This window comes from Lactobacillus amylovorus DSM 20531 (assembly GCF_002706375.1).
Classification (GTDB): domain Bacteria; phylum Bacillota; class Bacilli; order Lactobacillales; family Lactobacillaceae; genus Lactobacillus; species Lactobacillus amylovorus.
The window spans coordinates 615,540-640,908 of sequence record NZ_CP017706.1; the positions used below are offsets into that span (position 1 = coordinate 615,540).

The 25,369-nt window shown below is 35.9% G+C and carries 27 protein-coding genes, 1 pseudogene and 1 other annotated feature; of the genes and pseudogenes, 8 read left to right on the forward strand and 20 right to left on the reverse strand.

Going from position 1 to position 25,369, the window contains the following annotated elements; all coding sequences use genetic code 11:
- Positions 1-52: 52 nt before the first annotated feature.
- Positions 53-1,486: a nicotinate phosphoribosyltransferase gene (locus LA20531_RS03135; protein WP_014566105.1), complete on the forward strand. Its 1,434-nt coding sequence runs from the start codon at positions 53-55 to the stop codon at positions 1,484-1,486.
- A 9-nt stretch (positions 1,487-1,495) separates the two neighbouring features.
- Positions 1,496-2,041, forward strand: a complete 546-nt coding sequence (locus LA20531_RS03140) for a cysteine hydrolase family protein (RefSeq protein ID WP_013438499.1) — start codon at positions 1,496-1,498, stop codon at positions 2,039-2,041.
- Between the two features lie 255 nt (positions 2,042-2,296).
- Here LA20531_RS03140 and LA20531_RS03145 read toward each other — a convergent pair whose 3' ends face one another.
- The 17 genes and pseudogenes from LA20531_RS03145 to LA20531_RS03220 all read right to left on the reverse strand — a co-directional run bounded on the left by LA20531_RS03145 (position 2,297) and on the right by LA20531_RS03220 (position 15,210).
- Positions 2,297-2,551 (reverse strand): bacteriocin immunity family protein, encoded by a 255-nt coding sequence (locus LA20531_RS03145; RefSeq protein ID WP_056939794.1) that lies wholly within the window; start codon positions 2,549-2,551, stop codon positions 2,297-2,299.
- A 73-nt stretch (positions 2,552-2,624) separates the two neighbouring features.
- Positions 2,625-3,476, reverse strand: a pseudogene (locus tag LA20531_RS11530) (mucin-binding protein); the annotation flags it as partial.
- A 15-nt stretch (positions 3,477-3,491) separates the two neighbouring features.
- Positions 3,492-4,457, reverse strand: coding sequence for a mucin-binding protein (locus tag LA20531_RS11540; RefSeq protein ID WP_233995245.1), 966 nt, complete (start codon positions 4,455-4,457; stop codon positions 3,492-3,494).
- Between the two features lie 230 nt (positions 4,458-4,687).
- Positions 4,688-5,395, reverse strand: a complete 708-nt coding sequence (locus LA20531_RS03155; protein ID WP_056939793.1) for a biotin--[acetyl-CoA-carboxylase] ligase — start codon at positions 5,393-5,395, stop codon at positions 4,688-4,690.
- A complete protein-coding gene (gene fabI, locus LA20531_RS03160) occupies positions 5,395-6,153 on the reverse strand; it encodes an enoyl-ACP reductase FabI (RefSeq protein ID WP_056939792.1) in 759 nt (252 codons plus the stop codon). The genes LA20531_RS03155 and fabI overlap by 1 nt, the downstream gene beginning before the upstream one ends.
- A gap of 8 nt (positions 6,154-6,161) precedes the next feature.
- Positions 6,162-6,932 carry an acetyl-CoA carboxylase carboxyltransferase subunit alpha gene (gene accA, locus LA20531_RS03165; RefSeq protein WP_056939791.1) on the reverse strand — a complete coding sequence of 257 codons (771 nt, stop codon included), beginning with the start codon at positions 6,930-6,932 and terminating at the stop codon, positions 6,162-6,164.
- Positions 6,925-7,770, reverse strand: a complete 846-nt coding sequence (locus LA20531_RS03170) for an acetyl-CoA carboxylase carboxyltransferase subunit beta (protein WP_013642349.1) — start codon at positions 7,768-7,770, stop codon at positions 6,925-6,927. Before LA20531_RS03170 ends, accA begins: the two co-directional genes overlap by 8 nt.
- Positions 7,751-9,133, reverse strand: a complete 1,383-nt coding sequence (gene accC, locus LA20531_RS03175; RefSeq protein ID WP_056939790.1) for an acetyl-CoA carboxylase biotin carboxylase subunit — start codon at positions 9,131-9,133, stop codon at positions 7,751-7,753. The genes LA20531_RS03170 and accC overlap by 20 nt, the downstream gene beginning before the upstream one ends.
- A gap of 10 nt (positions 9,134-9,143) precedes the next feature.
- Positions 9,144-9,575 carry a 3-hydroxyacyl-ACP dehydratase FabZ gene (gene fabZ, locus LA20531_RS03180; RefSeq protein WP_013642351.1) on the reverse strand — a complete coding sequence of 144 codons (432 nt, stop codon included), beginning with the start codon at positions 9,573-9,575 and terminating at the stop codon, positions 9,144-9,146.
- Between the two features lie 3 nt (positions 9,576-9,578).
- Positions 9,579-10,022, reverse strand: a complete 444-nt coding sequence (gene accB, locus LA20531_RS03185; protein WP_013642352.1) for an acetyl-CoA carboxylase biotin carboxyl carrier protein — start codon at positions 10,020-10,022, stop codon at positions 9,579-9,581.
- The gene (gene fabF, locus LA20531_RS03190; protein ID WP_013642353.1) at positions 10,022-11,257 is read right to left on the reverse strand and encodes a beta-ketoacyl-ACP synthase II; all 1,236 of its coding nucleotides are present in this window, start codon (positions 11,255-11,257) and stop codon (positions 10,022-10,024) included. The genes accB and fabF overlap by 1 nt, the downstream gene beginning before the upstream one ends.
- A 9-nt stretch (positions 11,258-11,266) precedes the next feature.
- A complete protein-coding gene (locus tag LA20531_RS03195; protein WP_013642354.1) occupies positions 11,267-11,995 on the reverse strand; it encodes a 3-oxoacyl-ACP reductase family protein in 729 nt (242 codons plus the stop codon).
- Positions 11,979-12,920 (reverse strand): ACP S-malonyltransferase, encoded by a 942-nt coding sequence (locus LA20531_RS03200; protein ID WP_013642355.1) that lies wholly within the window; start codon positions 12,918-12,920, stop codon positions 11,979-11,981. Before LA20531_RS03200 ends, LA20531_RS03195 begins: the two co-directional genes overlap by 17 nt.
- Positions 12,920-13,165 (reverse strand): acyl carrier protein, encoded by a 246-nt coding sequence (locus LA20531_RS03205; RefSeq protein ID WP_013642356.1) that lies wholly within the window; start codon positions 13,163-13,165, stop codon positions 12,920-12,922. The genes LA20531_RS03200 and LA20531_RS03205 overlap by 1 nt, the downstream gene beginning before the upstream one ends.
- A gap of 18 nt (positions 13,166-13,183) precedes the next feature.
- Positions 13,184-14,152 carry a beta-ketoacyl-ACP synthase III gene (locus LA20531_RS03210; RefSeq protein ID WP_056939789.1) on the reverse strand — a complete coding sequence of 323 codons (969 nt, stop codon included), beginning with the start codon at positions 14,150-14,152 and terminating at the stop codon, positions 13,184-13,186.
- A 2-nt stretch (positions 14,153-14,154) separates the two neighbouring features.
- The gene (locus LA20531_RS03215) at positions 14,155-14,550 is read right to left on the reverse strand and encodes an ApeI family dehydratase (RefSeq protein WP_013642358.1); all 396 of its coding nucleotides are present in this window, start codon (positions 14,548-14,550) and stop codon (positions 14,155-14,157) included.
- A gap of 225 nt (positions 14,551-14,775) precedes the next feature.
- The gene (locus tag LA20531_RS03220; protein ID WP_099202249.1) at positions 14,776-15,210 is read right to left on the reverse strand and encodes a MarR family winged helix-turn-helix transcriptional regulator; all 435 of its coding nucleotides are present in this window, start codon (positions 15,208-15,210) and stop codon (positions 14,776-14,778) included.
- 147 nt (positions 15,211-15,357) lie between these two features.
- On the opposite strand from LA20531_RS03220, the gene LA20531_RS03225 reads away from it, so the two are divergent.
- From LA20531_RS03225 to LA20531_RS03245, 6 genes are all read left to right on the forward strand, one after another.
- A complete protein-coding gene (locus LA20531_RS03225) occupies positions 15,358-16,170 on the forward strand; it encodes a helix-turn-helix domain-containing protein (RefSeq protein WP_056939788.1) in 813 nt (270 codons plus the stop codon).
- 206 nt (positions 16,171-16,376) lie between these two features.
- A complete protein-coding gene (locus LA20531_RS11825; RefSeq protein ID WP_257790265.1) occupies positions 16,377-16,502 on the forward strand; it encodes a hypothetical protein in 126 nt (41 codons plus the stop codon).
- A 53-nt stretch (positions 16,503-16,555) separates the two neighbouring features.
- Positions 16,556-16,819 carry an acyl carrier protein gene (locus tag LA20531_RS03230; RefSeq protein WP_056939787.1) on the forward strand — a complete coding sequence of 88 codons (264 nt, stop codon included), beginning with the start codon at positions 16,556-16,558 and terminating at the stop codon, positions 16,817-16,819.
- The gene (locus LA20531_RS03235; protein WP_056939786.1) at positions 16,812-17,870 is read left to right on the forward strand and encodes a HesA/MoeB/ThiF family protein; all 1,059 of its coding nucleotides are present in this window, start codon (positions 16,812-16,814) and stop codon (positions 17,868-17,870) included. The genes LA20531_RS03230 and LA20531_RS03235 overlap by 8 nt, the downstream gene beginning before the upstream one ends.
- A gap of 3 nt (positions 17,871-17,873) precedes the next feature.
- Positions 17,874-18,821 carry a lysophospholipid acyltransferase family protein gene (locus LA20531_RS11545; RefSeq protein WP_236704138.1) on the forward strand — a complete coding sequence of 316 codons (948 nt, stop codon included), beginning with the start codon at positions 17,874-17,876 and terminating at the stop codon, positions 18,819-18,821.
- Between the two features lie 6 nt (positions 18,822-18,827).
- Positions 18,828-19,994 (forward strand): MFS transporter, encoded by a 1,167-nt coding sequence (locus LA20531_RS03245; RefSeq protein WP_056939785.1) that lies wholly within the window; start codon positions 18,828-18,830, stop codon positions 19,992-19,994.
- A gap of 54 nt (positions 19,995-20,048) precedes the next feature.
- On the opposite strand, the gene LA20531_RS03250 is transcribed toward LA20531_RS03245, so the two are convergent.
- From LA20531_RS03250 to leuS, 3 genes are all read right to left on the reverse strand, one after another.
- Positions 20,049-20,462, reverse strand: coding sequence for a cupin domain-containing protein (locus LA20531_RS03250; protein WP_013642363.1), 414 nt, complete (start codon positions 20,460-20,462; stop codon positions 20,049-20,051).
- A gap of 511 nt (positions 20,463-20,973) precedes the next feature.
- Positions 20,974-22,620: a putative polysaccharide biosynthesis protein gene (locus tag LA20531_RS03255; protein WP_056939784.1), complete on the reverse strand. Its 1,647-nt coding sequence runs from the start codon at positions 22,618-22,620 to the stop codon at positions 20,974-20,976.
- Between the two features lie 93 nt (positions 22,621-22,713).
- Entirely contained in the window at positions 22,714-25,128 is a 2,415-nt protein-coding gene (gene leuS / locus LA20531_RS03260; RefSeq protein WP_056939783.1) for a leucine--tRNA ligase, read from the reverse strand.
- Positions 25,129-25,170: 42 nt separating this feature from the next.
- Positions 25,171-25,354, reverse strand: a binding site (T-box leader).
- Between the last annotated feature and the right edge of the window lie 15 nt (positions 25,355-25,369).

Genomic DNA, 25,369 nt, shown 5'->3' on the forward strand with positions numbered 1-25,369 from the left:
TGAAGTAATTAAAGTAAATTATACTTAAAAGAATAGGGAGCAAATAAGAAAAATGTATCATGAACTTTTAACAGATATGTACGAATTTTCAATGGCCAACGGCTATTTTCAAACTCTGCCACATAATAAGCAAGCACGGTTTGATGTCTTCTACCGTAACGTTCCTGACCATGGTAGTTTCGTAGTTAGTGCTGGTTTAATGCAAGCACTAGATGAAATCAAGCACTGGCACTTTACTGCCGATGACATCGCCTACTTACGCTCATTGAAACACTTCTCCGCTGACTTTCTCGATTATCTTGAACATGCTAAAAATCAATGTACCGTTAAAGCTATCCCTGAAGGTACACCAGTTATGCCACAAGAACCAATTCTTTCTATTTCTGGTCCATTAATGGAAGTTCAATTACTGGAAACATTAGTATTAAACATTATTAACCATCAATCACTAATTGCTACTAAAGCGTGGCAAATTACAAATGCAGCTGATGGTCGTGCAGTCATGGAATTTGGTGCTCGCCGTGCTCAAGGTCCTGACGCTGCAACCTACGGTGCTCGTGCCGCAATCATTGGTGGTTGCAGCAGCACCTCTAACGTTTTAGCCGCTAAACTTTTCCATGTACCAGCAGCTGGCACAATGGCTCATGCTTGGATTGAAAGTTTTCCGGATGAATTAACTGCATTTAGAGCTTGGGCCAAAATTTATCCTGACACAGCCGCATTATTAGTCGATACCTACGATGTGGTAAATTCTGGTGTTCCAAACGCTATCAAAGTATTCAAAGAATTACGTGCTGCTGGTCATGAACCAGTTGGCATCAGAATTGACTCTGGTGATATTACTCAATTAGCCAAAAAGGCTAGAAAGATGTTAGACGATGCAGGCTTCCCTAACGCTAAGATCACTGCATCCAATGCTTTAGACGCTCACATCGTTAAAGCTTTACTTGAAGATGGCGCACCACTTGATAACTTTGGTATCGGTGAACGTTTGATTACGAGTTCATCTAGCCCAGTTTTAAGCGGTGTCTACAAAATGTCTGAACTTGAGAACAACGGTAAATGGAAACCTAAGATCAAGATTAGTAACAGTCGTGAAAAGATTACTTTGCCAGGCAATAAGCAAGTTTACCGTCTCTATAAGAAAAATGAACCTAATAAGGCTTTTGCTGATGTCATTGCATTAAATGATGAACAAATCGGTGACACTATTTCTGCAGTCAATGCGGATGTATATGCCACTTGCGACAAAGTTGAATTAAAAGACTTTGTAGCTAAACCACTTTTGAGTGAAATTTTAACTCCTGATCATGAAAAAGATATTGAAACTGACACTTTTGCCATTCAAAAATTCGCTCATCAAAAAATCGCAGAATTACCAACAGCTACTAAGCGTCTAGTTAACCCTGATCGTTATCCTGTCTTTTTGACAAAGAATTTAGCCGACTTACAACAAAAACTGATTTCAGAATACAGAAACATATAGAGGTAAATTATGACTAAAGCACTACTGATTATCGACTACACTAATGATTTCATCGCTGATGACGGTGCACTAACTTGTGGTAAACCTGGGCAAGCAATTGAGGGTCACATTCTAGAATTAGCTGATGAGTTTTATCAAAATGGTGATTATGTGATCTTCCCTACAGATGGTCACACTCACGATAAATTTAGTCCCGAATACAAACTTTTCCCACCACACAATATTATTGGCACTTCTGGACAAGAATTGTATGGCAAAATCAAAACTTGGTATGATGTCCACAAAGATAGCGACAAAGTTTACAAGTTCAACAAGAATCGTTATTCTTCTTTCCAAAACACCAATCTAGATAATTACTTAAGAGAAAGAAAAATTGACGATCTTTGGCTAACGGGTGATTGCACCGATATTTGTGTCTTGCACACCGCCATTGCAGCTTATAATCTAAATTATCATATTACGATTCCAACCGATGCAGTTGCTACCTTCACTAAATATGGGCAACAATGGGCACTGGATCATTTCAAGAATTCATTAGGTGCTAAGTTGGTCTAAATTGTGAATAACTAACCCGAAAAATCCACACTATGTGTGGATTTTTGTTTTATTTTGTCAAAAAGCTCGATATGACGGGCTTTATGGCTATGTTTCACAAGTGAGATTTTGTTTGGTATTGATTTTTCAATTATGTAAGCGCATAGCAGTGTAAATTTATACTTGCATTTTTGTTTCATTAGCCAATTTTATACAAAAAAGATCCGCATTCACGCGAATCTTTATAAACAAGTAATCCACGTAATTAATATTTATCTAAATTCCCGACAACTTCTGCATTTCTTTATGCAAGTCTAGGACGCTGTCTGGGGTCTCGCCTGGACCATGACTAGTAATGTAGCCAGCCAATGCAAGTGCTAAAGCTACTACTTGCATTGGCTTGCCTGCATCCCTCCTGCCATAGGCAACTCTAAAAATATCCATCAACTCAGGATTATTCTTAACTTCTTGATCGTGATTAACAATCTCTTCAATTTTATTTCTAATAATTCTTTCTTCATTTTCAGCCATAATCATGACCCTCTTTCTAAATACATTATACCCTTTAATTGTATTCGCTTACACTAATTATCACTGAAAAGCTTTACTTATTTTCTTTACCGATTACACCAATTAAACTAATAATCGTTGCAGCGATACCCAATGCCATAGCAGCAGTATCTTTATTATTAATAGTTGCTTCTCTGACTGCATCAAGATCCACATCGGATTGCTTTTCAGGTGCCTTAGCCTTGGTTTCACTCTTAGCTGATTTACTCAAACCAACGGTGAAGACGACGTGATAACCAATTTGAGCAATTGCCTTCAATGGAATTTCAGTACTGTACAAATCATTAATGCTTTCACCTGGTTTACCAGTAAGTGGACCAGATGAGGTTAATTGCTTACCATTGTTGTCCAAAACGATAAAGTTAATAATTGCAACTTGATCGTTTTGATCTTTTTTAGGCTTAAGCTCTGAGGCAGCTGCTTTTGGTTCTGTAGCAGCCTTAGGTTCTTCCTTCTTTTCTGGCGTTGCTGGCTTAGCAGACTCTTTCTTTTCAGCCTTGTAAGTTATCTCCAAATCCTTGGCAGGATCATATGGAGCAGTTGTCTTAATATCACAGCTGTAACCCTCTATAGTTGGAACAGCTTGTTGATCTAAAACTTGAGTTGGATCTTTAGGGTCAGTTTCAAAAACAGGAGTTGGTGCACCTGCAATCTTGTTACCGTCTACATCAACTGGAATGATATGACCATTAGCAGTGTAGGTAACCTTCTTATTTACACTTACTTGTGTAACCTTGCCACCTGCAATCGACTTTTTATCGGCATGATAGCCTTTAACTACTGGCACTTGTACATCATCATAATTTTCACGATCTACTTGCCAATCGGTTATATATTGACCATCCGCAAAAATTTTACCAGTAACTCGATCAATAGTTAAACTACGAGTCCATCTAGCTTTTTAAACATTATTGTTTGGAGTAGCAGAACCTGCACCTTCATAATTAACGGCGAATTCTACTTCTCTGAGATATTCTGCTTTTTCAACTTTGTCATTTGGATGATCGACATCAACTGGACCAATTGTATGCTTCATCGCCATGATATAAGTTGGAACGTAGTCATCATTATTACTATAAAATTGGACTTCACCAACTGGATTATATCCATTATCTACTAAAGTGTAGCCTTGCTTTTCAAGCTTCTCAATTGTGTTCTTAGGATCATAATCAACCAACATGTTTGCTTGGCCAGTCAAAGTATCGGTAACAATCTCTTGGTTTTCATCATCATGATCAACATATTCAACTTTAACCGTTTGATCTTCAGTAGAAGGTTGTTGGTTAATTTCATATTCAACGGTGTATTCACGATCACAATCATCAGGTGTAACAGTTTCTCCACCAACTACTGGGTCTTCAGTGATATAACCTGGAATTTCAGGAGTGGTAACCATCAAATAAGTTTGCTTTTCAGGTTGCCAATCAAGTGAATCAACTATCTTCTTAGTCACCTTATCAATCATGACGTTACGCTTAAAAGTAACATAGCTAACATTATCTTGAGGGGTTCTAGTTGCGGCACTTTTATAATGAACAACCTGCTTGCCGACTCTTTCAAGATCGTTTTTAGTGATGCCTAAATTAGCATCCGCATGATCTAATTCTTCTGTATCATGTTTTAACGAAATAGTGTAAGTATACAAAGACTCATTAGAAAAAGCAGGTGCACTACCAGTTGGATCGTACTCGTTATAACTAAGCTTATAACCTTGATCTGCTAACTTTTTAAGCTCATCAGCACTACTGTAATCAACTGCTTTGCCAGCCTTACCTATTATTTCACCAGTACTCGTAATTATTTTCTTATCTTCATCCAGGTCAACATAGTTGATGACAACTTTTTTCTTTCTGCTAAATAGAGACATTATTTTATTCTCCAGTTTTCTAAATATATTCATATATGATGTAAAGTACTATTACCTAGAAACGCAGTCTTTGCTTTTCTAGAAATATTTTACAATTTATCATTCAATTACATTTTAATGATATCACACATATATAACACTTGTTACGAATACTCGTTGCTTTATTTTTTAACTATATATATATTCAAAGTAAGTAAAAAAAGTACATGCAATTTTTTACACGTACTTTTTTACTTATTAAGTTCTACCTTGATAACTTCACCACTTGAATATCTTCGTAGAGTGTTTTGACATGCAATAACCAATCGCCCCTGATTATCAATTGTTACTACTCGACCAGTAATATGCTTGCGGCCTACTTTTAAAGTTACTTTTTTATTTTTCAGATAAGAAAGCTCCCGATAGTTATCTAAAAATTTAGCATTTTGATAAGTCTTGGTAGCTTGGATTATTGCTTTAACTAATTTTCGACTAATTTGATTATTATCAACATCACTTTGCGTGATATTACCGACATGATCTGAAATACTGCTAGGAAAAGATGTAGTAGTGATATTTATACCTATTCCAACAATTAATCCAAATTTAGTTTTCTCTGTCAAGATGCCAGCAATTTTTCTATCATTTAAATAGATATCATTAACCCATTTTAATTGAAAATCATTTGCTGGAAACTGCTTTTTAAGCACTGGAACTACTGAAATTCCAATTGCCAGTGTTAATAAACCTGCATAATTTAGATCTATTTTAAAATTAGGTAAAGCGATACTTAGATAAATTCCTGTTTTAGCAGGTGAATAAAACGATCGTCCTCTTTTGCCATAACCTGCAGTTTGTTCTTGTGCAATAAAGGCCGCAGTTTTATTATTTTTTTCTTCTAAATACTTCTTGGCTAAATCTTGCGTTGAAGTAACTTTCCGATATTCATATATTTGCATTAGCGCAAATGGACACCTTTATCTACAAAAATCACGTCTCCAGTAACACCACTAGCCAAATCACTCATTAAGAAAGCACAGGTATTACCAACCTCTTCTTGCGTAACATTAACACCATCAACAGTTTCACTCTTAGAAATCTTGAGTAAATCTGCATGTCCTTTAATACCAGAAACGGCTAGAGTACGCATTGCGCCTGCAGAGATGGCATTTACGCGAATACCATCTGCACCTAAATCTCGTGCTAAATAGCGCATGCTTGATTCCAAAGCAGCCTTGGCAATACCCATGGTGTTGTAATTAGGCAATGCTCTTTCTGATCCCATGTAAGTTAAGGTTACAAGACTGGCCGGATTATTTAATATTTTTACGCCAGCTTTAGCGACAACTAGGAAAGAATAAGCTGAAACATCAAGCGCCTGACTGAATCCTTCTCTAGTTGAATTTAGAATTGAACCGCCTAATTCTTCTTTTTTAGCAAAAGCAATCGCATGAACAATACCATCAATCTTGCCAAAACGAGATTCAATCGTGTTAAAAGCTTGTTCAATACTTTCATCGCTAGATACATCACATTCAATTAAACGATTTTCATCAGTAACTAATTTACTAATAAATTTCTTTAATCGCTCATTTTGATAAGTATAAATTATTTCTGCTCCTTGTTTTTCCATTGCTTGAGCGCAGCCCCATGCAATAGAACGATTATTGGCAACACCCATTACCAAGATTTTCTTTCCTGTTAAAATTCCACTCATTTTTTCTCCTAGAATTTCCTAAATCTTTTGTATCGTCTAGTTAGCAATTCTTTATCAGATAAGCCACTCAACTTATGCATTTCATTCTGTAATTTTTCGACAATATTTTGACAAACCTTTTGATGATCATCGGGTTCAGCAATAATGCCTTCAATAACACCCATTTTTAACAAATCATTAGGCGTTAATTTCATAACCTCCGCGGCTTCACTAGCTCTCGTCGCATCCTTCCACAAGATAGATGCAAAACCTTCTGGCGACAAAACAGAATAAATACTATTTTCTAGCATCCAAACTTCATCCCCACAAGCAAGTGCTAAGGCACCACCAGAGCCACCTTCGCCATACATGATCGTAATAATTGGCGTTGGAATCTGACTAATTTTAAGTAAATTATGAGCAATTGCCTGTCCTTGACCATTTTCCTCTGCACTCTTGCCAGGATAAGCTCCTGCTGTGTCTACAAATAAAAAGACCGGCCGTCTAAACTTGCCTGCATCTTGAATTAAGCGCAAGGCTTTACGATAACCACTTGGTTCAGGTTGTCCAAAATGTTTTTGCATTCTTTCTTTAATAGAATGTCCTCTACTAGTTGTAATTACTGTTACTGTTTTTTTATTAAAAGTAGCTAGACCACCTACTATTGCTGGATCATCATTACCACAGCGATCGCCATGAAGTTCAAAAAAATCTGGAAAAAGCAATTTACGCAGTTCATGTCCAGAAATGTGGCTTTCATCTCTTGCTGCCTTAACGATATCCATTGCAGTTTTAGTCATGAACTCCACCTACCTTAATTAACCATTCGATTGTTTTCTTTTCTTGTGGACGTTTGACAATATGATCAACAAAACCATGAGCTAACACATTTTCTGCATCTTGCAAATCGGGTGCTACTTTTTCATGAATAGTTTGTTCAATCACCCTTCGACCTGCAAAGCCTACCATCGCATGTGGTTCGGCTAAAATAATGTCGCCTTGGCTAGCAAAACTAGCAGTTACTCCACCAGTAGTCGGATCTGTCAAAATAACTAAATAAAAAAGTCCAGCTTGACTATGCTTGGCAACTGCATTAGATACCTTGGCCATTTGCATTAAAGAAAGGATTCCTTCCTGCATTCTGGCACCACCTGAAGCTGTAAATAATACCACTGGTAAGTGCTCTTCTGTAGCTCTTTCAAATAAACGCGTTAATTTTTCACCAGTCATTTGTCCCAGCGAACCCATAATAAAAGTGGGATCCATAATACCTAAAGCAAACTTAGTTTCATTTATTCGTGCTAAGCCTGTCCATACCGATTCTTTTAAACCACTAATTTTTTGAGCACGTTCAATCTTTTTTGGATAATCAGGGAAATGCAATGGATCCGAAGGTTCAATATCCTTATTCCACTCCCATGCTTTATCAACTAACCAAACCAAGCGTTTTTTAGCAGAAATTCTAAAACCATAAAAGCAATATGGACATTCACAAAACTTATCTAATTCATTAGCAAATATTTCATGATGACATTTAGGACACTCACGAAGCAAACCATCGGGCACACGATCATCTGCTATTTTATCTGCCTTAATATGAGTCTCAGTTGGAGTGTTTTTACGCGGAAATAGTTTCATTTATTTCATTCCTCCATTGCGGCATAAAAATCTGTTCAAGGTAAGTATTAGTAAAATTGCCTTTAATAAAAGTAGGATCATTTAATATACTTAAGTGAAATTCTTGATTAGTAGTTACGCCTCGTAAAACCATTTCATTAAGCAACCGTTTCATCTTGACAATCGCTTCTTTACGCGTAGAACCCAAGGCTACGACTTTAGCTAACATCGAATCATAATATGGCGAAATCTGTTGTCCTTGATAAAGTGCTGTATCGATTCGCATCCCTGGATTACCAACAGGCAAATACAAATAATTTATTTTACCAATCGATGGCATAAAATTACTGGCCGGATCTTCTGCATTAATACGGCATTCAATTGCATGACCCTTAACTTTTAAATCTTCTTGCGTAAAAGGCAATGGTTCACCACTAGCCACCTTTATTTGTGCTTTAACCAAATCAACCCCTGTTACCATTTCAGTTACGGTATGCTCTACCTGAATTCGAGTATTCATCTCCATAAAATAAAAATGATGCTCTGAATCCATCAAAAATTCGATTGTACCAGTGTTGACATAATCAGCTGCTTCAGCAGCTCTGACCGCAATTTGTCCTAGATTTTCACGTTCAGTTTGCGTAATCAAATCACATGGACTTTCTTCCAAAACTTTTTGCTTATTTCTCTGTAAAGAACAATCACGTTCTGGAAAATAAACTGCATGACCAAATGCGTCACGAAAGATTTGAACTTCGATATGCTTCACGTTCTGCATTACCTTTTCCAGATACATTCGATCATCACCAAAGTCATTTTTAGCTTCACTTTGAGCTGATGCTAAAGCCGTCGCCATTTGGCTAGGATCAGCTACTTGTCTAATTCCTTTACCGCCACCACCAGCTGCAGCTTTAAGTAGAACTGGATAGCCAACTTTTGCCGCAATTTTTTTAGCTTCATCAGCATCTTTAATAAAATCCTTTGAACCAGGAGTTACTGGAACACCATGAGCCATCATCAACTGACGCGCGTGCTCTTTGTTGCCCATTTGATCAATCATCTTAGATTTGGGTCCAATAAAAATCAAACCACAGTCCTCACACATTTGAGCAAATTCCGCATTTTCAGATAAAAAACCATAGCCTGGATGAATCGCCTGTGCCCCAGTACCTATCGCAGCCGATAAAATATTTTTAATATTTAAATATGAATCTGTAGGTTGTGGTCCACCAACGCAAACTGCTTCATCAGCTAATTGAACATGCAGGTTTTCACGATCTGCGGTTGAATAGATAGCAACCGTCTTGATACCCATTTCTTTCAAAGACCGAATAATACGGACAGCAATTTCACCACGATTTGCTACCAAAACTTTTTTAAACATTAATTTTCACCTAGCCAATCATAAACGTGAGCTCTGCTTGAGCAATTTTTTTATCTTTTACCCATGCTTCACCTATGCCAACACCGATATTTCTTCTAATTTTGGTTAATTTCGACATTAAAATTATTTGATCACCAGGTCGTGCCTGACCCGTAAAATCAGCTTCTTTAATACCACCAAAGTAAGCAGTCTTGCCAGCAAATTTCTCTTCGCTTAAAAGTGCGATTGCACCTGTTTGTGCCATTGCTTCCACAATTAAAATAGAAGGAAAAACAGGATTTTTAGACGAACTTGCTTGTACAAAGCTTTCACCAAAGCTCACATTATGAACGGCTTTAGCCTCTTGACCTGCCTTAAGTGAAAAAACATGATCAATTAATAGCATGGGGAAACGATGTGGAATAATCGTTTTAATTTCGTTAATTCCTAGTTCTTCGCTCATAAATTAATCTTCCTCTACAGTAATTAACGGTTGACCTACTTCAACTAAATCTTCATTTTCAACCTTTACGCCAGTAACGGTACCCGTTAAATCACTCTTAACTTCCGTCATCATCTTCATTGCTTCAATAATGCAGATAGTATCGCCTTTATTAACATGATCGCCTATCTTAACAAATGCAGGCTGATCTGGTTTTGCTTGCAAATAAACAATTCCAACAATTGGCGCTTTAACCGATTTAGCATTTTGGGTAGCAAACTTAGGAGTAAAAGCTTTAGCCTGTTCTGTTTTCTCAATTGGATTTGTGGATTTAACTATTGGTTGTTGAGAAATCTTATTCTTGTTTTTACTCAAATAGAAATGGAAATCACCATCATCAATTTTTAATTCACGCAAATCTGAATCTTCAAATTGATTCATTAAGGCTTGTATTTTTTCTAAATCCATTACTTTTCACTCCACTTCTTAAATGCTAAAACTGCATTGTGTCCACCAAAACCAAAAGAGTTAGAAATTGCATACTCAATATTCTGCTTTTGATTATCCTGATTAACTAAATTAATTTGGCATTCTGGATCTTGATTAAAACAACCAACGTTAGGTGGCAAAACACCTTTTTCTAAACTAGCAACCGTGATTACCGCTTCAATTGCTCCAGCAGCACCTAGCAAATGCCCAGTCATTCCTTTAGTTGAGCTAACCAAAACTGAGCAGTCTTTACCAAAGACTTGATTGATTGCCTTGCTTTCACCAGCATCATTAGCATGAGTAGCAGTACCATGCGCATTAACATAGCCCACTTGATCAGGAGTAATACGGGCCTGCATAATTGCTTTGCTCATTGAACGAGCGGCTTCAGTTCCTTCAGGATCAGGCGAAGTAATATGATATGCATCACTAGTTGCACCGTAACCAACAATTTCGCCTAAAACTTTGGCACCACGAGCTTGTGCATGTTCCAAGCTTTCAATAACTAATGCACCGGCACCTTCACCCATGACAAAACCATTTCGATCTTGATCAAAGGGCAAAGATGCATGATTAGAGTCAGTACTAGTTGATAGAGCAGTCAATGCCGCAAAACCGGCGATGGCAGTTTCATTGATAGTTGCTTCAGCACCACCAGTGATCATTACTTGTGCATCCCCTTCTCTAATTCGGCGATAAGCTTCACCAATTGAGTTAGTTCCTGAAGCACAGGCAGTCACGATTGAAGTTGAAATATTTTTAGCATTAAAACGAATAGAAATATTACCGGCCGCCATATTGGCAATTGCCATTGGAATAAAGAATGGTGATACACGTTTTGGACCCTTATCATGCATTCGAATAACTTGATCTTGAATAGTAGTTAATCCACCTATTCCGGAACCAAAAATCACACCTAAATCTTCTGGATTAGTATTTTTATCATCAATGCCAGCCATCTCCATTGCTTCACTGGCAACTTGAATGGCATATTGAGAATATAAATCTAACCTTCTGGCTTCTCTTTTGCCGACATAGTCATTTTTGTCATAATTATCGATTTCACCAGCCACACTAATACCAGTTTCTGATGCATCAAATTTAGTAATTGGTTTAATACCAATTTTGCCCGCTAGAGAATTCTTAACAAAATTTTCAACGCCATTACCATTGGGAGCAATGACGCCCATTCCTGTAATTACTACTCTTTGCATATTGCCTCTCTAAATAGTCATTCCGCCGTCAACCACAATTGTTTGACCAGTAACATAATCATTTTGAGCTAAGAAAACCGCACCTTGGGCTACTTCTTCGGCCAAGCCAAAACGACCTAAAGGAATCTGTTCTAAAATATTTTTCTTAACTCTGTCGGACAACTTTTGCGTCATTTCGGTATCAATCATGCCCGGTGCAATTGCATTAACGCGAATACTTCTAAGTGCTCCTTCGCGAGCGATTGATTTAGTTAAACCAATTAGCCCTGCCTTAGCGGCTGCATAATTAGCTTGCCCAGCGTTGCCGTGTAAACCAACCACACTAGATAAATTAATAATGACGCCGGAGCGTTGCTTGTTCATTTTCTTCATGATTGCTTTACTTAAGAAAAATGGTACTTTCAAATCTAAATTAAGCACCTTTTCAAAATCAGCTTCATGCATGCCAATGAACATCTTGTCTTTGGCTAAACCGGCATTGTTCACCAAGATATCAATTTGACCAAATAAATCCCAAGCTTTTTTGCTTAATTCATCTAAGTCAACCTGAGTCAAATCCGCTTGTAGATACTGATATTCAACATTTTCTTGCTCTAAAGCATTTTTTAAATCTTCAGACAATTCTTTTCGGCCATTCAAGATCAGCTTTGCGCCCTGCTTAGCAAAAGCAATCGCCATTGCGGCGCCGATTCCATGAGTTGAACCTGTAATAAAAACGACTTTATCCTTTAATTCCATGTTCTTCCTCTACAAAAGCTTGATATTCTGCATAACTGCCAATGTGACTGCACTTAAGGTGACGATCAATTTGTTTAGCAAACGAAGATAAAACTTTGCCTGGTCCGATTTCTAAAATTCGATCAACTTGGTCATGTTCAATCAAATATTTCACACAACTACCAAAGTGAGTTGGTACAGCTAATTGTTTAGCCATGATTTCACCCCAGTTTTTATCAAAAGGTAAAGCAGTTGTATTTGAAATAACTGGAACTGAATTTTCTTTAAAATCCACATCTGCTAACCGTTTAGTCATTTTAGCTTTGGCATGATCAAATAGTGGCGTATGGAAAGCTCCGTTAACTTTCAACATAATGATTCGATGAGCTAAGCCTTTTTCTTTGATTTGTTTAAGTGCAAGTTCGACATCGCTCTTCTCACCTGCAATAACAACTTGCTTAGGCGAATTATAGTTAGCGATATAAACACGCTTAGCTTGTCTTTGTAAATCGTCAATCAAGACTTCAAGTTCATCTAAATCTGGCTTTAAAATGGCGGCCATTCCATTTTCCACTTGATCAGCATCTTCTTGCATATAACGTGCGCGATCACTGACCAAACTCAAACAGTTTTCTAAATCTAAGGCACCACTTACACACATTGCACTGTATTCACCTAAAGAAAGACCGACCATACCACCGATATTTAAATCAGTGTCCCTTTTTAGCATGCGGTAAATGCCAATTTCAAAAGCTACCAAAGCGGGCTGCACATTGATTGTTTTATTTAGCTCGCCATTTTTATCTTCAAAAATAGCAATCAAATCTTGATGGCTGGCAGAACTAGCTTTTTCGATCGTGTCTTTAAACAAAGGATCTTCTAAAAAATCAAGTCCCATTCCTGCTTTTTGTGCACCTTGACCGCTAAACAGAATACCGTAACTCATTATTTTTGCTTATCCATTTCTGTTTGAACGAAGTCAATTAATTGACTAACAGTTTGAATGCTGTCATCGGCATCTAAATCAATGTCGTACTTGTCTTCTAATTCATTCAAAATTTCAAAAAGATCCAAACTGTCGGCATCTAAATCATTTTTAAAGTTAGTAGTCATTGTGATCTTTTCTGGTTCAACATCTAATTCGTCTTGAGCAATATCTTGTACGTCTTTTAAAATTTCTTCTTTAGTCATTGTTTGTTCTCCTTAAAATTAATACTTAATAATTAGTGTGGCGGTCGTTAAGCCACCACCAAATCCACTTAAAGCGATAACTTCGCCTGGTTTTATTTGCCTTTTTTGCATCATTTCTGCTAGCAAAATTGCTTCACTAGCAGCTGCTGTATTGCCATACTCGTCAATATCAATCGCAAATTTGCTTAATGGCTGTTTTAACTTTTTAGCTACTTGAGCAATGATTCGGCTGTTTGCTTGATGCAAAAGAAAATAATCGATTTGCTCAAGTTCAACTTGTGCATCTGAGCAAGCTTTCAGAATTGATCGTGGAACTTCATGTGTGGCAAAGCGATAAACTTCTTGGCCATTCATAGTGAAGGCTGATAATTTTCTCTTATTTTTTAAGACATCATCAGTAACACCTAAATGACCAGCAACTAATCGATCACCTTTGTTGCCAAAAGTTCGTAAACTTTGCCCTAAAAAGTGTTTCATATTGGTTTGCTCTAATAAAACACCACCAGCCCCATCGCCAAATAAAACTGCTGTTGAACGATCCGTCCAATCTAACAGCTTAGATAACACCTCAGCTCCAATCACTATTGCATTTTGCAAATGATTCGTTAACATCATCCCTCTAGCAAGGCTAACAGCATAAGAAAAACCTGAGCAGGCCGCCGAGATATCAAAGCAAACTGCATTTTCGGCACCGATTCTACCTTGAACCATTGCTGCAGTAGCTGGCGTCATATTATCAGGTGACATCGTTGCCACAATGATGAGGTCAATGTCTTGAGCAGATACGCTACTTTTTTTCAACAGGCCTATCGCTACTTGAGTTGCTAAGTCTGAGGTATTTTCCTTTTGACTAATGTATCGTCTTTTTATACCTGTACGTTTAACAATCCATTCGTCCGAGGTATCCATGATTTTACTTAAATCATTATTGGTAACAATATGCTCAGGCACAGCAAAATTAGTCGCTACAATTTTTACGTCTTTCACTTTTATTCTGTCCTAAAACTCAAATCTGCTGTACAAGCTTTTTTCTCAGCAATTAAAACCTCTGCTTGGCAAGAATATTTTTCCTTAGCAATAACTTTGATCGTCAATTGCATCCCTGGTTTAACCATTTCACGGAAACGTCCGCGCTTAACCTGAGTAAGAACCAAATCTGGCTCATCCCACATTAACTTGGCTGCTTCCACCATTGATTCAATTAAAAGTACTCCTGGCATCACTGGATTATTAGGAAAATGTCCTTGAAAGTAGATTTCATTAGCACTAACACTCTTTTGAGCAATGATTTGCTTGTCTTTATCCAAAACAACAACTTGGTCCAGTAGCATCAAAGATGGCTGACAATCTAACTTACTTTGAATTTCAGCAGCATTAATTGGCATAATTTCATCTCCGTTTTTCTCATTTTATTATAATTAGTATATCTAACTATTTGATATGCAAATCATATCATTATTCTTTTTATTGTCAACAAATATTAAGCTCATATAGAAATCGAGAAATTCGATATTCTTAGTATTGAAAGCCTTTTTATTTAAAAATTATTTTTTCGTGCATTAAAAAAAGCAGGCTGAATCTTCAGTCTGCTTAGTAAAGCCAAAATAGTATTAATGTGAGTTCAAAAAATCGTCCAAGTTCTTAAAAGCATGATAAATCGTTTGCAATTCATTTTCATCTAGATTTTGCAAAAAGCTTTTAACCATACGATTGTGATAAGCATGATATGCACGACATACCACTCTACCCCGCATCGTTAACTTCAAATGAACAACGCGGCGATCTTGTCGGCCACGAATTCGTTCAACGTAGCCTTTTCTAACTAGTCGATCGACAGTTACTGTCATCGTAGCTCTTGTTAAATGTAATTTTTCTGCTACTTGAGATGTAGTTGGACGTTCATACATGGTAATAGCATCAATGGCGTGCAATTCTTTTGGGGTAAGATCATTGAAGCGACTTTTCTTTAATTCTTCTTCAATTCGTTGAATTCCGTAGTATACATGATATAAAGCATCATTAATTTCCTGGTATAAGTTATTCATAAAGATTACCTATCTTCTTAGTTAAGTTCTCAGTAATAATAATAGCATTTTATGAACATAACTACATATCTCAGATTTGTTATTATGTATAATAAATATTTCTTATTAAATTATCCCTGATAAAATATCGAAAAAGGAGGTATGCCAATGAATATGAAACTTGGAGAATATCTAAGAGAAGAACGAAAGAAATTAGGATTAACGCAACAAGACTTTGTACAAAATATTATTTCCGTTTCTCAATATTCTAGAGTGGAAAACGGTGAACAAGATTTTAAAGTATCAGATTTTGTTAAACTAATATCCATTAATAATTTAGATATAAATCAATTGATTCAAACTTTTCAAAATAATACACAAATAAAACAAACTGTATTAGAAACTTTAGCTCAAGCCTTTTACGATAGAGATTTAACGAAGGTCAAAAAAATAAAAGACTATTTAAAACAAAGTAGCCTTGATAATTCATTATTGCTTAGAACAGAATTGATTATTTTGACTTTAGAAAATAAAGATATTTCGCATAATAAAAATCTTGAAAGACAATTTTCAGAAGAATTAAACAAGTTTGACGATTGGACAAATGACAAAGTATTTCTTCAATTATTCGGAAGTTCAATGTTAATTTTCGATATGGATAGATTAAACATTTATATGAACAAGATTTTGAGTGAGTATACCAACAAAATTTACTCCCTTTCATTTGAAGATCAAAGAAGAATTGCAGGTATTTGTATAAACTATTTAAATCGTTGTTATTCAGAGAAGAATTTAGTCTTGGTTAATAAATCTATTAATCTTTTAAATAAATTAGCACGAAACCCGGATCTATTAATGTATAGGTTGCTAGGAAAATACTTTAAATATTTGTTTAATAATGAAAATGTAAAAAAAGATCAAATATTAGATCTTCTAAAAGATGCAGGATACGAAAAATTTACTATAAATCTTGCCAAGTAATAAAATTTGCAAATTTACAAATTTCAAATTTATTTATTATTTACGTTTTATAATCAGTTTATCTTCTAAAGAAAGGAGAATGGTTATGGTTATCGTTGTATTACCAGTTTTAAGTAATTAAAAAATACCTAAAATTCAATTCATTAAAGCATTGACTAGGTACTCAAGTTAAGAAAAATAATGTTATATATTAAAGGAGTATTTATATGAATAACAACTGTCAAGTATTAAACCCAGATGCTAAATTAGATTTCGAAATTTTGGATCAACTTAAAGAAGCTGGTCACGAATTACTTTCTGGTCCAAAACAAAGTTGTAATAATAATTGTTAATTAAAGAAGGGCTTCGGCCCTTTTTTAATTAACAAAACATAGGAGTACTGCTAATGGATAAAAAGGAAATAAAAGAAAAAATACTTTTAATTATCAAGAATTATTTAGAAGATAACGGAATTGATGCTCAAGATTTAAATGAAAAATCTAACCTTATGAAAGATTACGAATTAGACTCTTTAGATTATCTAGAACTATTTGATAATTTAGAAGAAAAACTTGATATTCAAGTTTCTGATAATATGAAAGACTATGATGCTTTATTATCAGTAGAACAATTAATACAATATGTAATTTCAAACAAAACAAATGTATAGAATTAAAAAGACTGTTAAATTATTTCAGAATAAAAACAAAATTAAGATAATCTTTATGAATACTCATAAAGAAATAAATATTAAATGCACTGAGGTATGTCGCTTTATTTTAAATTTACTTACTTCTGGTATAACAAAATCTAATTTAATTAATCGAATTAAAAATAACTATCCTCGGGTATCCGACAAAGAAATACAAGACTTTTTTTACTTCTTAATTGAATCTCAAGTGATTGAAAAAGTTAGAAAAAATAAATATGAAAATTCTATTGTAAGCAGACAAGTCATTTTTTATTCAGATATTGTATCTAACTCAGAAGCTATGCAAGATAAATTAAGTAATAAGACGATTTTAATTTTAGGCTTAGGTGGTGTAGGTAGTTGTATTTCATATTTCTTAGCTCAAGCAGGAATAACTCATTTCATACTTGTAGATTCTGATATAGTTGAAAATACTAACCTAGGTAGACAGGCTCTATATTTTAAAGATGACATTGGAAAATATAAAGTTGATGCAATATCCAATAAACTCAAAAAAATAAATCCTAATATAGTTGTTGAAAAGCATGTATTTACTATACACAGTAAAAATGATTTTACGAAAATAAATCAAATTCCAGATATTGTAGTTAATTGTCTTGATGAACCCAATAGTTATTTTACTGGAAAATGGGTAACTAATTACTACCTCAGTTTAGGTGTACCCATGATAAATGGAATTGGTTACAGAGGAAGAACTATAAGTTTAGGTCTCACTACGATTCCAGGGAAAACTATTTGCTGGAATTGCGCTAATTTATCATACGGTAGTGAAATCAAAAATTACGTGCCTGTTTTAAATCATGATTCACAAGCAGGTGTTACAAGCACTCTGGCTAATTTCATTGCTTCTATTCATGCTCAAGAAGTTATAAATGTTTTATGCAAAGAATTGAATCCTATTTTAACTAATAAGATAGGAATAATTGATTTTCTTACTTTAAAAATCAAGTGGATTACGTTGACAATTAATAAAAAAGATTATTGTCCTATTTGTAAAAAGGGAAACTAATATATGATTAAACAAGCTTTTATTTTCGATTCCTTAATTAAAGATTATAAATTTTATCAAGGTTTATTAAAAGAATATACTGACTATGACAAACAATTACAGGTTTTCAAAAAAATCAGAGAAGAATCTGTAAATCAAGAAATAGTCAAGAACATACAACTGTATAAAAAACTAATTGATAATATTCTTTTAACGAATATCAATTCAAGTTCAGAAAGGAAAATTGAAATTATTGAGAAATATTTTACAAGAGATTTTTATAATACTCCTGTATACTATGGCTTTCACCTATTTCATTTTTATTCTCCAGATTTTATAAAAGATAATGTCGAAATTATTAATGAAAAAGTCTATTTAGATTCTATAAAAAAATACGGTGCAGTTGTACTTAATCCTTTACATAATGATTTATATCAAATATTAACGAATTACATTTCCTTAATAAATAAAAATATAATTTGTTCTTTATATGGATTAGAAACATCTTTAAAAAAGATAGAAAAAATCAATAAGTTATACACTCCTACTGTTAAGAACATTGAGTATAATTATATAGTTGACAATTACGGTGTTCCATATCCGTTAATATTAAGAAAAGCATTAAAAGATATTAGCCAAGGCAAAGTGGTAGCAATCCCACCAGAAATTTCAATGGGCTTAGGACCACAACATACTGTAAAATTATTAGGTAAGGATGTCTCAATGCCATTAGGTAGTTCATGGGTAAGCAACAAAATGCAGGTTCCAATTATAATATTACATACTGAAATGACAGAAAAATATAAAATTAAGATCACTTTTGAAGATCCGATTTATCCATCTGAAATTCAAAATCGACAAAATATTATTGATGAATCTACACATGTATTTAAAAAAATAGATAAAATCATCAGAAACAATCCATATTCTTGGTGTGGATATGATACTTTCGACAAAATGATGATAAAGTAAAAGCCTATGTTAAACAAAAAATCCTATTTTATCTCACGTGCCGTTGGCGGCATAGCCAATTCACTTTTCAGCATGGTCTTCATCTGGTGGCTACAAACATCCACCAAAAGTTCCTTTGTTGTGGGAATCGCCGAAGCCATCTTTTCCACCACAGCTGCCCTTTCCATCTTTTATGGTCCAATTATCGATCGCTATTCATTTAAGAAAACTAGCTATTACTCAATGCTCGTACAAACAGTTTTCTTATTTGCCACAACCGCTGCAGTTTATCAGTTCAGTAAAAGTTACATTTTAGCGTTAATTTGCGCAGGTGTAGTCTCCATCTGTGATGAATTCTTTAATCCAGCGGATCGAGCAATTTTAAAGGAAACGGTAGCTGATGAGCAAGAGTTAAATAATCTAATCTCAAAAGTTAGCAGTATCGATCAGTTCGTAAACATTGCTGGAACAGTATTTTCAGGTCTTTTATTAACCTGGTTGATTTCCGCCAATGTAATGTTAATTTGTAGTTTGCTAAGTTTAATCAGTCTTGTATTTTTGTTCTATGCTTTAAAAGAAGTTAAAAACAGAGTACCACAAGAGGCAAAGCCCAAATACTATAAGCAAATTTTTAGTGGCTATAAGTTTATCAAAAATAACCAATTTCTAAATCATTATTTTTGGTCTTCAATCCTGTACTCATTTGTAACGCCAGCAATGACAATCTTATTGCCACGAATCGCCCAAAGAAGCGGTAAAGCCAGCTTCTATAGTATGTTCTACATCTGCTTCATGCTTGGTTTTATCATCGGTGCAACTATTGCAGGTAAATTAACTGTACGAATAAAAACTATTGGTTTTACCTGGCTAAGTAGTGCTATTCCCTTAATTTCGATGATCTTCTTCAGTAATAGTTGGCTCATCTTCATGGGACTGATTTTTCTATTTGGTTTGATGACAAGCATTCATAATATTTTAGCTGAGTCAATGATTCAAATTACCTCAAATGACGAAGTACTTGGACGTGTTTTAACCACTATTCGCACTAGTACCTCTATTGGTGGACCGATTAGTTCAATTGCAGCTGGTATTTTGCTTGATAATTCTGACGAAACAGTTTTGATCTTGGCCTGCGGATTCATCATTCTTGTTAGTGGATTTAATATTTTCAGAGCAATTGGTAAAACAGCATAAAAAAACCACAGAGTCGATTTTTCAACTCTGTGGTTTTTAAATATCAAAGTGTTTTTACTTTAAGTTGTTGTAGTAGTCTGGGGCTACATCTTCGTACCAAGTAGTCTTAGCCTTGTCAGTATCAGCCATGATTGAAAGGTGTGAGAACCATGAATCTTTAGCTGCACCATGCCAGTGTCTAGTGTTTGGTGAAACAATGTAAACGTCACCTGGGGTCATCTTGTGAGCTGGCTTCCCCTCTTCTTGTACCCAGCCTTCACCAGCAACACAAACTAAGATTTGTGGAACTGTGTGTTCATGCCACTTGTTAATACAGCCTGGTTCAAAGTTAACATTTGCAATGTTGCAGTTAGCTTTGGTTGCAAGTGGGTTTAAGTAACTTTTACCGGTGAAATACTTTGCGTATGCATCGTTTGATGTACCAAAACCAAATGGAGTATTCTTTACTTCTTCTTCATTCTTAGCCATATTATTATCCTTCTTTTCTTTATTGATTGCTTATCATTTATTTCAATTAATATTCTATTCTCAAAAGAAGGAATTGAGAAATATTTATAATTACTAGTTAGTTATAACTTTTGCTTATAGTAAATGTTATAATAAAGGTCCTTGGCAGGGGCACTAAAGTCGATTTAAATTAAATCGGCTTTTTTCTCACTCTTTTTATGAAAGCGCTTTTATTATAATGAATTCTATGTTAAAGTAAATGGTGTAAAGGATAATATGAATTGGAATAAACATTATGATGTTTATTCTCCAGATAAGGAGATGGCTTATTATGACAGCCACTATTGGAATTACTTTTTTAGCACTTGAACTAATTGGGGTCTTTGTTTTAACTGCAATTACTCCAGATTAGCTATCATTACAAATGCAACACTCCTAGAATAATTTTTGCACATTGTTTAAAACCCTTAAATGTAACAAAAAACAACCAATGTCTGAATGACGACATTGGTTGTTTTTGTCTTATTCAATTTTAACCATGGATGTGAAACTTAACCAAAATATTTTCGATTCGACTACCCATAATCTTTTGGGCTAAATCCGTCTTCAATGCAGCAAAGCCATAAAAGGCAATACCGACACTAACAGATAAAATTACTAAAATCAGAGCCGTAATTCTATGATCTGGATTCAAGAACTTGCCTAAACCCATTTCTACCAATTTAACAATCAAGAACATCCCGATTGAAAATGCAGTGATTCCGATTAATCTGCGGCTGGTTCTATTCAAATTGAAATCATATTGTACTTCCAAGTGTTTAAGTGATAAAAGCACAATTACTAATAAACCAAGATTAGTAGCAACTAGTGGTCCGTAGATCTTGAATAAAAAGATCATTGGGAACTGCAAGATCCCTTTTAGAATTAAACCTAAGACTAAATATTTAATAGCCAGGCCATTTTCTGATAAACCTTGCAAAATTGCCATTAATACCGTGAACAAACCCAAGCTAATTGCAGTAAATGAAGATAAGTAAAGCACTTTACTACCAAGTGGATCTGGACCATAAAAGACGGTATAAATTGGTCTACTAATAGCTGCCATCCCAAATGCGGCTGGAATCATTACGAATAAGAACAAGTCCATCGTATTCGCAATCTGTCTAGAAATGCTTCTGAAGTCGCCCCTTGTATGCGCTGCTGATAAAAGCGGAATTGCAGTTACCGCCATCGCACTAGCCAAAGAAACGATAATCATAATTAACTTGTTAGCATTCAAACCAAACAGTGCGTACCAGTCTTCAATTGTATCTGAGCTAGCGTGAACCAAACCAGCAATCATTGGGTGGAAAGTATATTGGTCAACCAATGAGAACAAGGTAATTCCTGAATCAATAATGATAAATGGAATAGCCTGTTCAATAATTTCCACAAATAATTGTGTGGTTGAAACTCGCAGACGATTATTGGAATGAGCAACTAAGCTATCTAGCTGCTTTCTTCTTGAAAATAAGAACCAGACAAGCAAGCCGATACCAAATGCGGCACCAATTGCGGCAGCTAAATTAGATTGAATAACTGCGTGGACATATGAACCATGCTGCACTTGCATAATTACAAAGGCAGTTAACAGCATCCATACCACACGCGCAAACTGCTCCACAAATTGCGACATGGCACTCGGCATCATATCCGCGTAACCCTGGAAATATCCACGCATGATACTCAAAATCGGAATAATCAAAATGGCATAAGACAAGCTACGCATAACCGCAACCTGTCTCGGATCGCTTTGACTCCCATTTGACGCCAAAAGCGGCGAGACAAAATACATAATCGCGGCCGATACGACACCTAGGATTGCCATTAGGACTAATCCTCTATGAAATAGTTTACGTCCAATACCATATTCGTTTAGCGCATTGTACTTGGCTACCTGCTTGGCAATTGCACCGGGAATTCCAGCAGTCGAAATCAGAATAAAAATGGTATAGATATTATAACTTCGAGCCGTCAACGCATTAGCAATATTCCCATATGCACCCATCCATGCATACCATGGAATGATATATAGCGCACCTAGAATTCTTGAAGCAATCGAACCAAAGGTCATCCATGCGGAGCCTTTTAGAAACGTATTTTGTGTATCTTTGCTATTTAAGTTATTTTCTTCTTCCATGAATTTTCCCTAATAAGAAGTATTAACTAATTAATTATCACGCAATTTAAGCGATAAGTATAAAACTTATTGTTCTTTTAGGAAAAACTTAACTTATTTAGCTACGATGTTAACGATCTTGTTTGGTACGACGATAACTTTCTTAACGTCCTTGCCTTCTAAGAATTTTTGAACGTGTGGAAGTGCCATAGCTTGTTTTTGAACGTCGTTTCTGTCAGCATCCTTAGCTGCTTGGAACTTGCCACGAAGCTTACCGTTGACTTGAACCATGATTTCAACAGTTGATTCAACTAACTTAGCTGGATCGTAAGTTGGCCACTTAGCGTAAGTAATTGATTCATCATGACCAAATATTTGCCAAATTTCTTCCATCATGTGTGGAGCAACTGGCGCCAAAAGCTTAACGAAGCCTTCTGCGTATTCCCGTGGAATAGTCTTAGCCTTTTGTGCAGCATTGATGAAGACCATCATTTGAGAAATAGCAGTGTTGAAATGAAGTGCATCAAAGTCTTCAGTTACCTTCTTAACAGTTTCGGCGTAAACCTTATCAAGTTCGCCATCGTTCTTATCAACAATGCGTTCTTGAGGAATTGCCTTAAGGTCAAGGTCGTTAACGAATAGACGCCATACACGGTCTAAGAACTTCTTAGTTGAAGCTGGACCATTGTCGTCCCAGTCGATTGATGCATCAAGTGGTCCCATGAACATTTCGTACATTCTAAGTGAGTCTGCACCGTATTCATCGATCACGTCATCTGGGTTAACAACGTTCCCCTTAGACTTAGACATCTTTTCGTGGTTCTTCAAAATCAAACCTTGGTTGTACAAGCGTTGGAATGGTTCCTTGGTTGGAACAACACCCAAGTCGTAAAGAACCTTGTGCCAGAATCTTGCATAAAGAAGGTGACGAACGGCGTGTTCTGCACCACCAATGTAAAGATCAACTGGAAGCCATTGCTTAAGTAAGTCATAGTCAGCTAATTCTTTATCATTGTGTGGGTCAACATAACGAAGGTAGTACCAGCTTGAACCTGCCCAGTTAGGCATAGTGTTAGTTTCACGCTTACCTTTTCTACCGTTTTTATCAACTACATTTACCCAGTCAGTCAAGTTAGCTAATGGACTTTCTGGAGTACCTGATGGCTTAATGTCAGTTGCATGTGGCAAACGAAGTGGCAATTGGTCTTCAGGAACAAGAGTAGTTTCACCATCTTCCCAGTGAATAACTGGAATTGGTTCACCCCAGTAACGTTGACGAGAGAAGTCCCAGTCACGAAGCTTGTAGTTAACCTTCTTTTCACCACAGTTGTGGTCTTCAAGCCAGTCAACCATCTTCTTCTTAGCGTCTTCAATGTTTAAGCCGTTTAAGAATTCTGAATTAATGTGTGGACCATCCTCAGTGAAGGCTTCCTTAGTAATGTCGCCGCCTTTAAGTACTGGATTAATTGGTAAACCAAACTTGGTAGCAAAAGCGTAGTCACGATCATCGTGGGCAGGAACTGCCATTACGGCACCTGTACCGTAGCTTGCTAAAACATAGTCTGAAATCCAGATTGGAACTTCCTTGCCGTTTACTGGATTAATTGCGTAAGCACCAGTAAAGACACCAGTCTTGTTCTTGTTCAAGTCAGTTCTTTCAAGGTCTGATTTTGATTCAATCTTCTTGATGTAGGCATTAACTTCGTCTCTGTGTGCATCAGTAGTAATTTCTTGTACCAACTTGTTTTCTGGAGCAAGAACAGTGTATGAACAACCGAATAAAGTATCAGGACGAGTAGTAAAGATATCGAAGGTCTTGTCGCTGCCCTTAATCTTGAAGGTTACTTGAGCACCAACTGAACGGCCGATCCAGTTTCTTTGCATTTCCTTAACTGGTTCTGGCCAGTCCAAGCCATCAAGGTCTTCCAAAAGACGGTCTGCATATGCAGTCATCTTAAGCATCCATTGACGCATGTTCTTACGGTAAACTGGGTAACCACCACGTTCAGTCTTACCATCGATAACTTCTTCGTTTGCAACAACAGTACCTAAATCTGGTGACCAGTTAACTGGAACTTCGGCTTCATATGCGAGGCCCTTCTTGTACATTTGTTCAAAGACCCATTGAGTCCACTTGTAGTAGTTAGGGTCTGAAGTGGTAACTTCACGGTCCCAGTCATACGAGAAACCTAACTTGTTCAATTGACGCTTGAAGTTAGCAATGTTGTTCTTAGTAACAACTTCTGGATCTTCACCAGTCTTTAAAGCGTATTGTTCAGTTGGCAAACCAAATGCATCCCAACCCATTGGGTGAAGCACGTTGTAGCCTTGTGCACGCTTCATTCTAGAAACAATATCAGTTGCAGTGTATCCTTCTGGGTGACCAACGTGAAGTCCCTTACCAGATGGGAATGGGAACATATCCAATGCATAATAATTCTTCTTATTGGGATCAGTACCTGTCTTAAAAGTATCGTGCTTTGCCCAATAATCTTGCCATTTCTTTTCAACTACTTTGTGGTTATACAAATCATTTACTCCTTTGCAAAATAAAAAGCCCTATGAACTAAATCATAGGACGAAATAATCGCGGTACCACCTAAGTTTCACATAATGTGACACTTAATTTGCTCCTTAACGCGGATGGCAACGATAGGTTCTTATACCAGGACGAGTTCGTAATTTTATTCTAAGGCTTCGCAGCAACCAGCCTCTCTCTGAAAAAATATCCTTACTAATACTTCCTGACCTTTATTTTCTTATAGATAAT

Bases quoted from the DNA above. Each gene is read 5' to 3' on its own strand.
- LA20531_RS03135 (WP_014566105.1), top strand. From the start codon at position 53: ATGTATCATGAACTTTTAACAGATATGTACGAATTTTCAATGGCCAAC.
- LA20531_RS03140 (WP_013438499.1), top strand. From the start codon at position 1,496: ATGACTAAAGCACTACTGATTATCGACTACACTAATGATTTCATCGCT.
- LA20531_RS03145 (WP_056939794.1), bottom strand. From the start codon at position 2,551: ATGGCTGAAAATGAAGAAAGAATTATTAGAAATAAAATTGAAGAGATT.
- LA20531_RS11540 (WP_233995245.1), bottom strand. From the start codon at position 4,457: ATGTCTCTATTTAGCAGAAAGAAAAAAGTTGTCATCAACTATGTTGAC.
- LA20531_RS03155 (WP_056939793.1), bottom strand. From the start codon at position 5,395: ATGCAAATATATGAATATCGGAAAGTTACTTCAACGCAAGATTTAGCC.
- fabI (WP_056939792.1), bottom strand. From the start codon at position 6,153: ATGAGTGGAATTTTAACAGGAAAGAAAATCTTGGTAATGGGTGTTGCC.
- accA (WP_056939791.1), bottom strand. From the start codon at position 6,932: ATGACTAAAACTGCAATGGATATCGTTAAGGCAGCAAGAGATGAAAGC.
- LA20531_RS03170 (WP_013642349.1), bottom strand. From the start codon at position 7,770: ATGAAACTATTTCCGCGTAAAAACACTCCAACTGAGACTCATATTAAG.
- accC (WP_056939790.1), bottom strand. From the start codon at position 9,133: ATGTTTAAAAAAGTTTTGGTAGCAAATCGTGGTGAAATTGCTGTCCGT.
- fabZ (WP_013642351.1), bottom strand. From the start codon at position 9,575: ATGAGCGAAGAACTAGGAATTAACGAAATTAAAACGATTATTCCACAT.
- accB (WP_013642352.1), bottom strand. From the start codon at position 10,022: ATGGATTTAGAAAAAATACAAGCCTTAATGAATCAATTTGAAGATTCA.
- fabF (WP_013642353.1), bottom strand. From the start codon at position 11,257: ATGCAAAGAGTAGTAATTACAGGAATGGGCGTCATTGCTCCCAATGGT.
- LA20531_RS03195 (WP_013642354.1), bottom strand. From the start codon at position 11,995: ATGGAATTAAAGGATAAAGTCGTTTTTATTACAGGTTCAACTCATGGA.
- LA20531_RS03200 (WP_013642355.1), bottom strand. From the start codon at position 12,920: ATGAGTTACGGTATTCTGTTTAGCGGTCAAGGTGCACAAAAAGCAGGA.
- LA20531_RS03205 (WP_013642356.1), bottom strand. From the start codon at position 13,165: ATGACTAAAGAAGAAATTTTAAAAGACGTACAAGATATTGCTCAAGAC.
- LA20531_RS03215 (WP_013642358.1), bottom strand. From the start codon at position 14,550: ATGCCAATTAATGCTGCTGAAATTCAAAGTAAGTTAGATTGTCAGCCA.
- LA20531_RS03220 (WP_099202249.1), bottom strand. From the start codon at position 15,210: ATGAATAACTTATACCAGGAAATTAATGATGCTTTATATCATGTATAC.
- LA20531_RS03225 (WP_056939788.1), top strand. From the start codon at position 15,358: ATGAATATGAAACTTGGAGAATATCTAAGAGAAGAACGAAAGAAATTA.
- LA20531_RS11825 (WP_257790265.1), top strand. From the start codon at position 16,377: ATGAATAACAACTGTCAAGTATTAAACCCAGATGCTAAATTAGATTTC.
- LA20531_RS03230 (WP_056939787.1), top strand. From the start codon at position 16,556: ATGGATAAAAAGGAAATAAAAGAAAAAATACTTTTAATTATCAAGAAT.
- LA20531_RS03235 (WP_056939786.1), top strand. From the start codon at position 16,812: ATGTATAGAATTAAAAAGACTGTTAAATTATTTCAGAATAAAAACAAA.
- LA20531_RS11545 (WP_236704138.1), top strand. From the start codon at position 17,874: ATGATTAAACAAGCTTTTATTTTCGATTCCTTAATTAAAGATTATAAA.
- LA20531_RS03245 (WP_056939785.1), top strand. From the start codon at position 18,828: ATGTTAAACAAAAAATCCTATTTTATCTCACGTGCCGTTGGCGGCATA.
- LA20531_RS03250 (WP_013642363.1), bottom strand. From the start codon at position 20,462: ATGGCTAAGAATGAAGAAGAAGTAAAGAATACTCCATTTGGTTTTGGT.
- LA20531_RS03255 (WP_056939784.1), bottom strand. From the start codon at position 22,620: ATGGAAGAAGAAAATAACTTAAATAGCAAAGATACACAAAATACGTTT.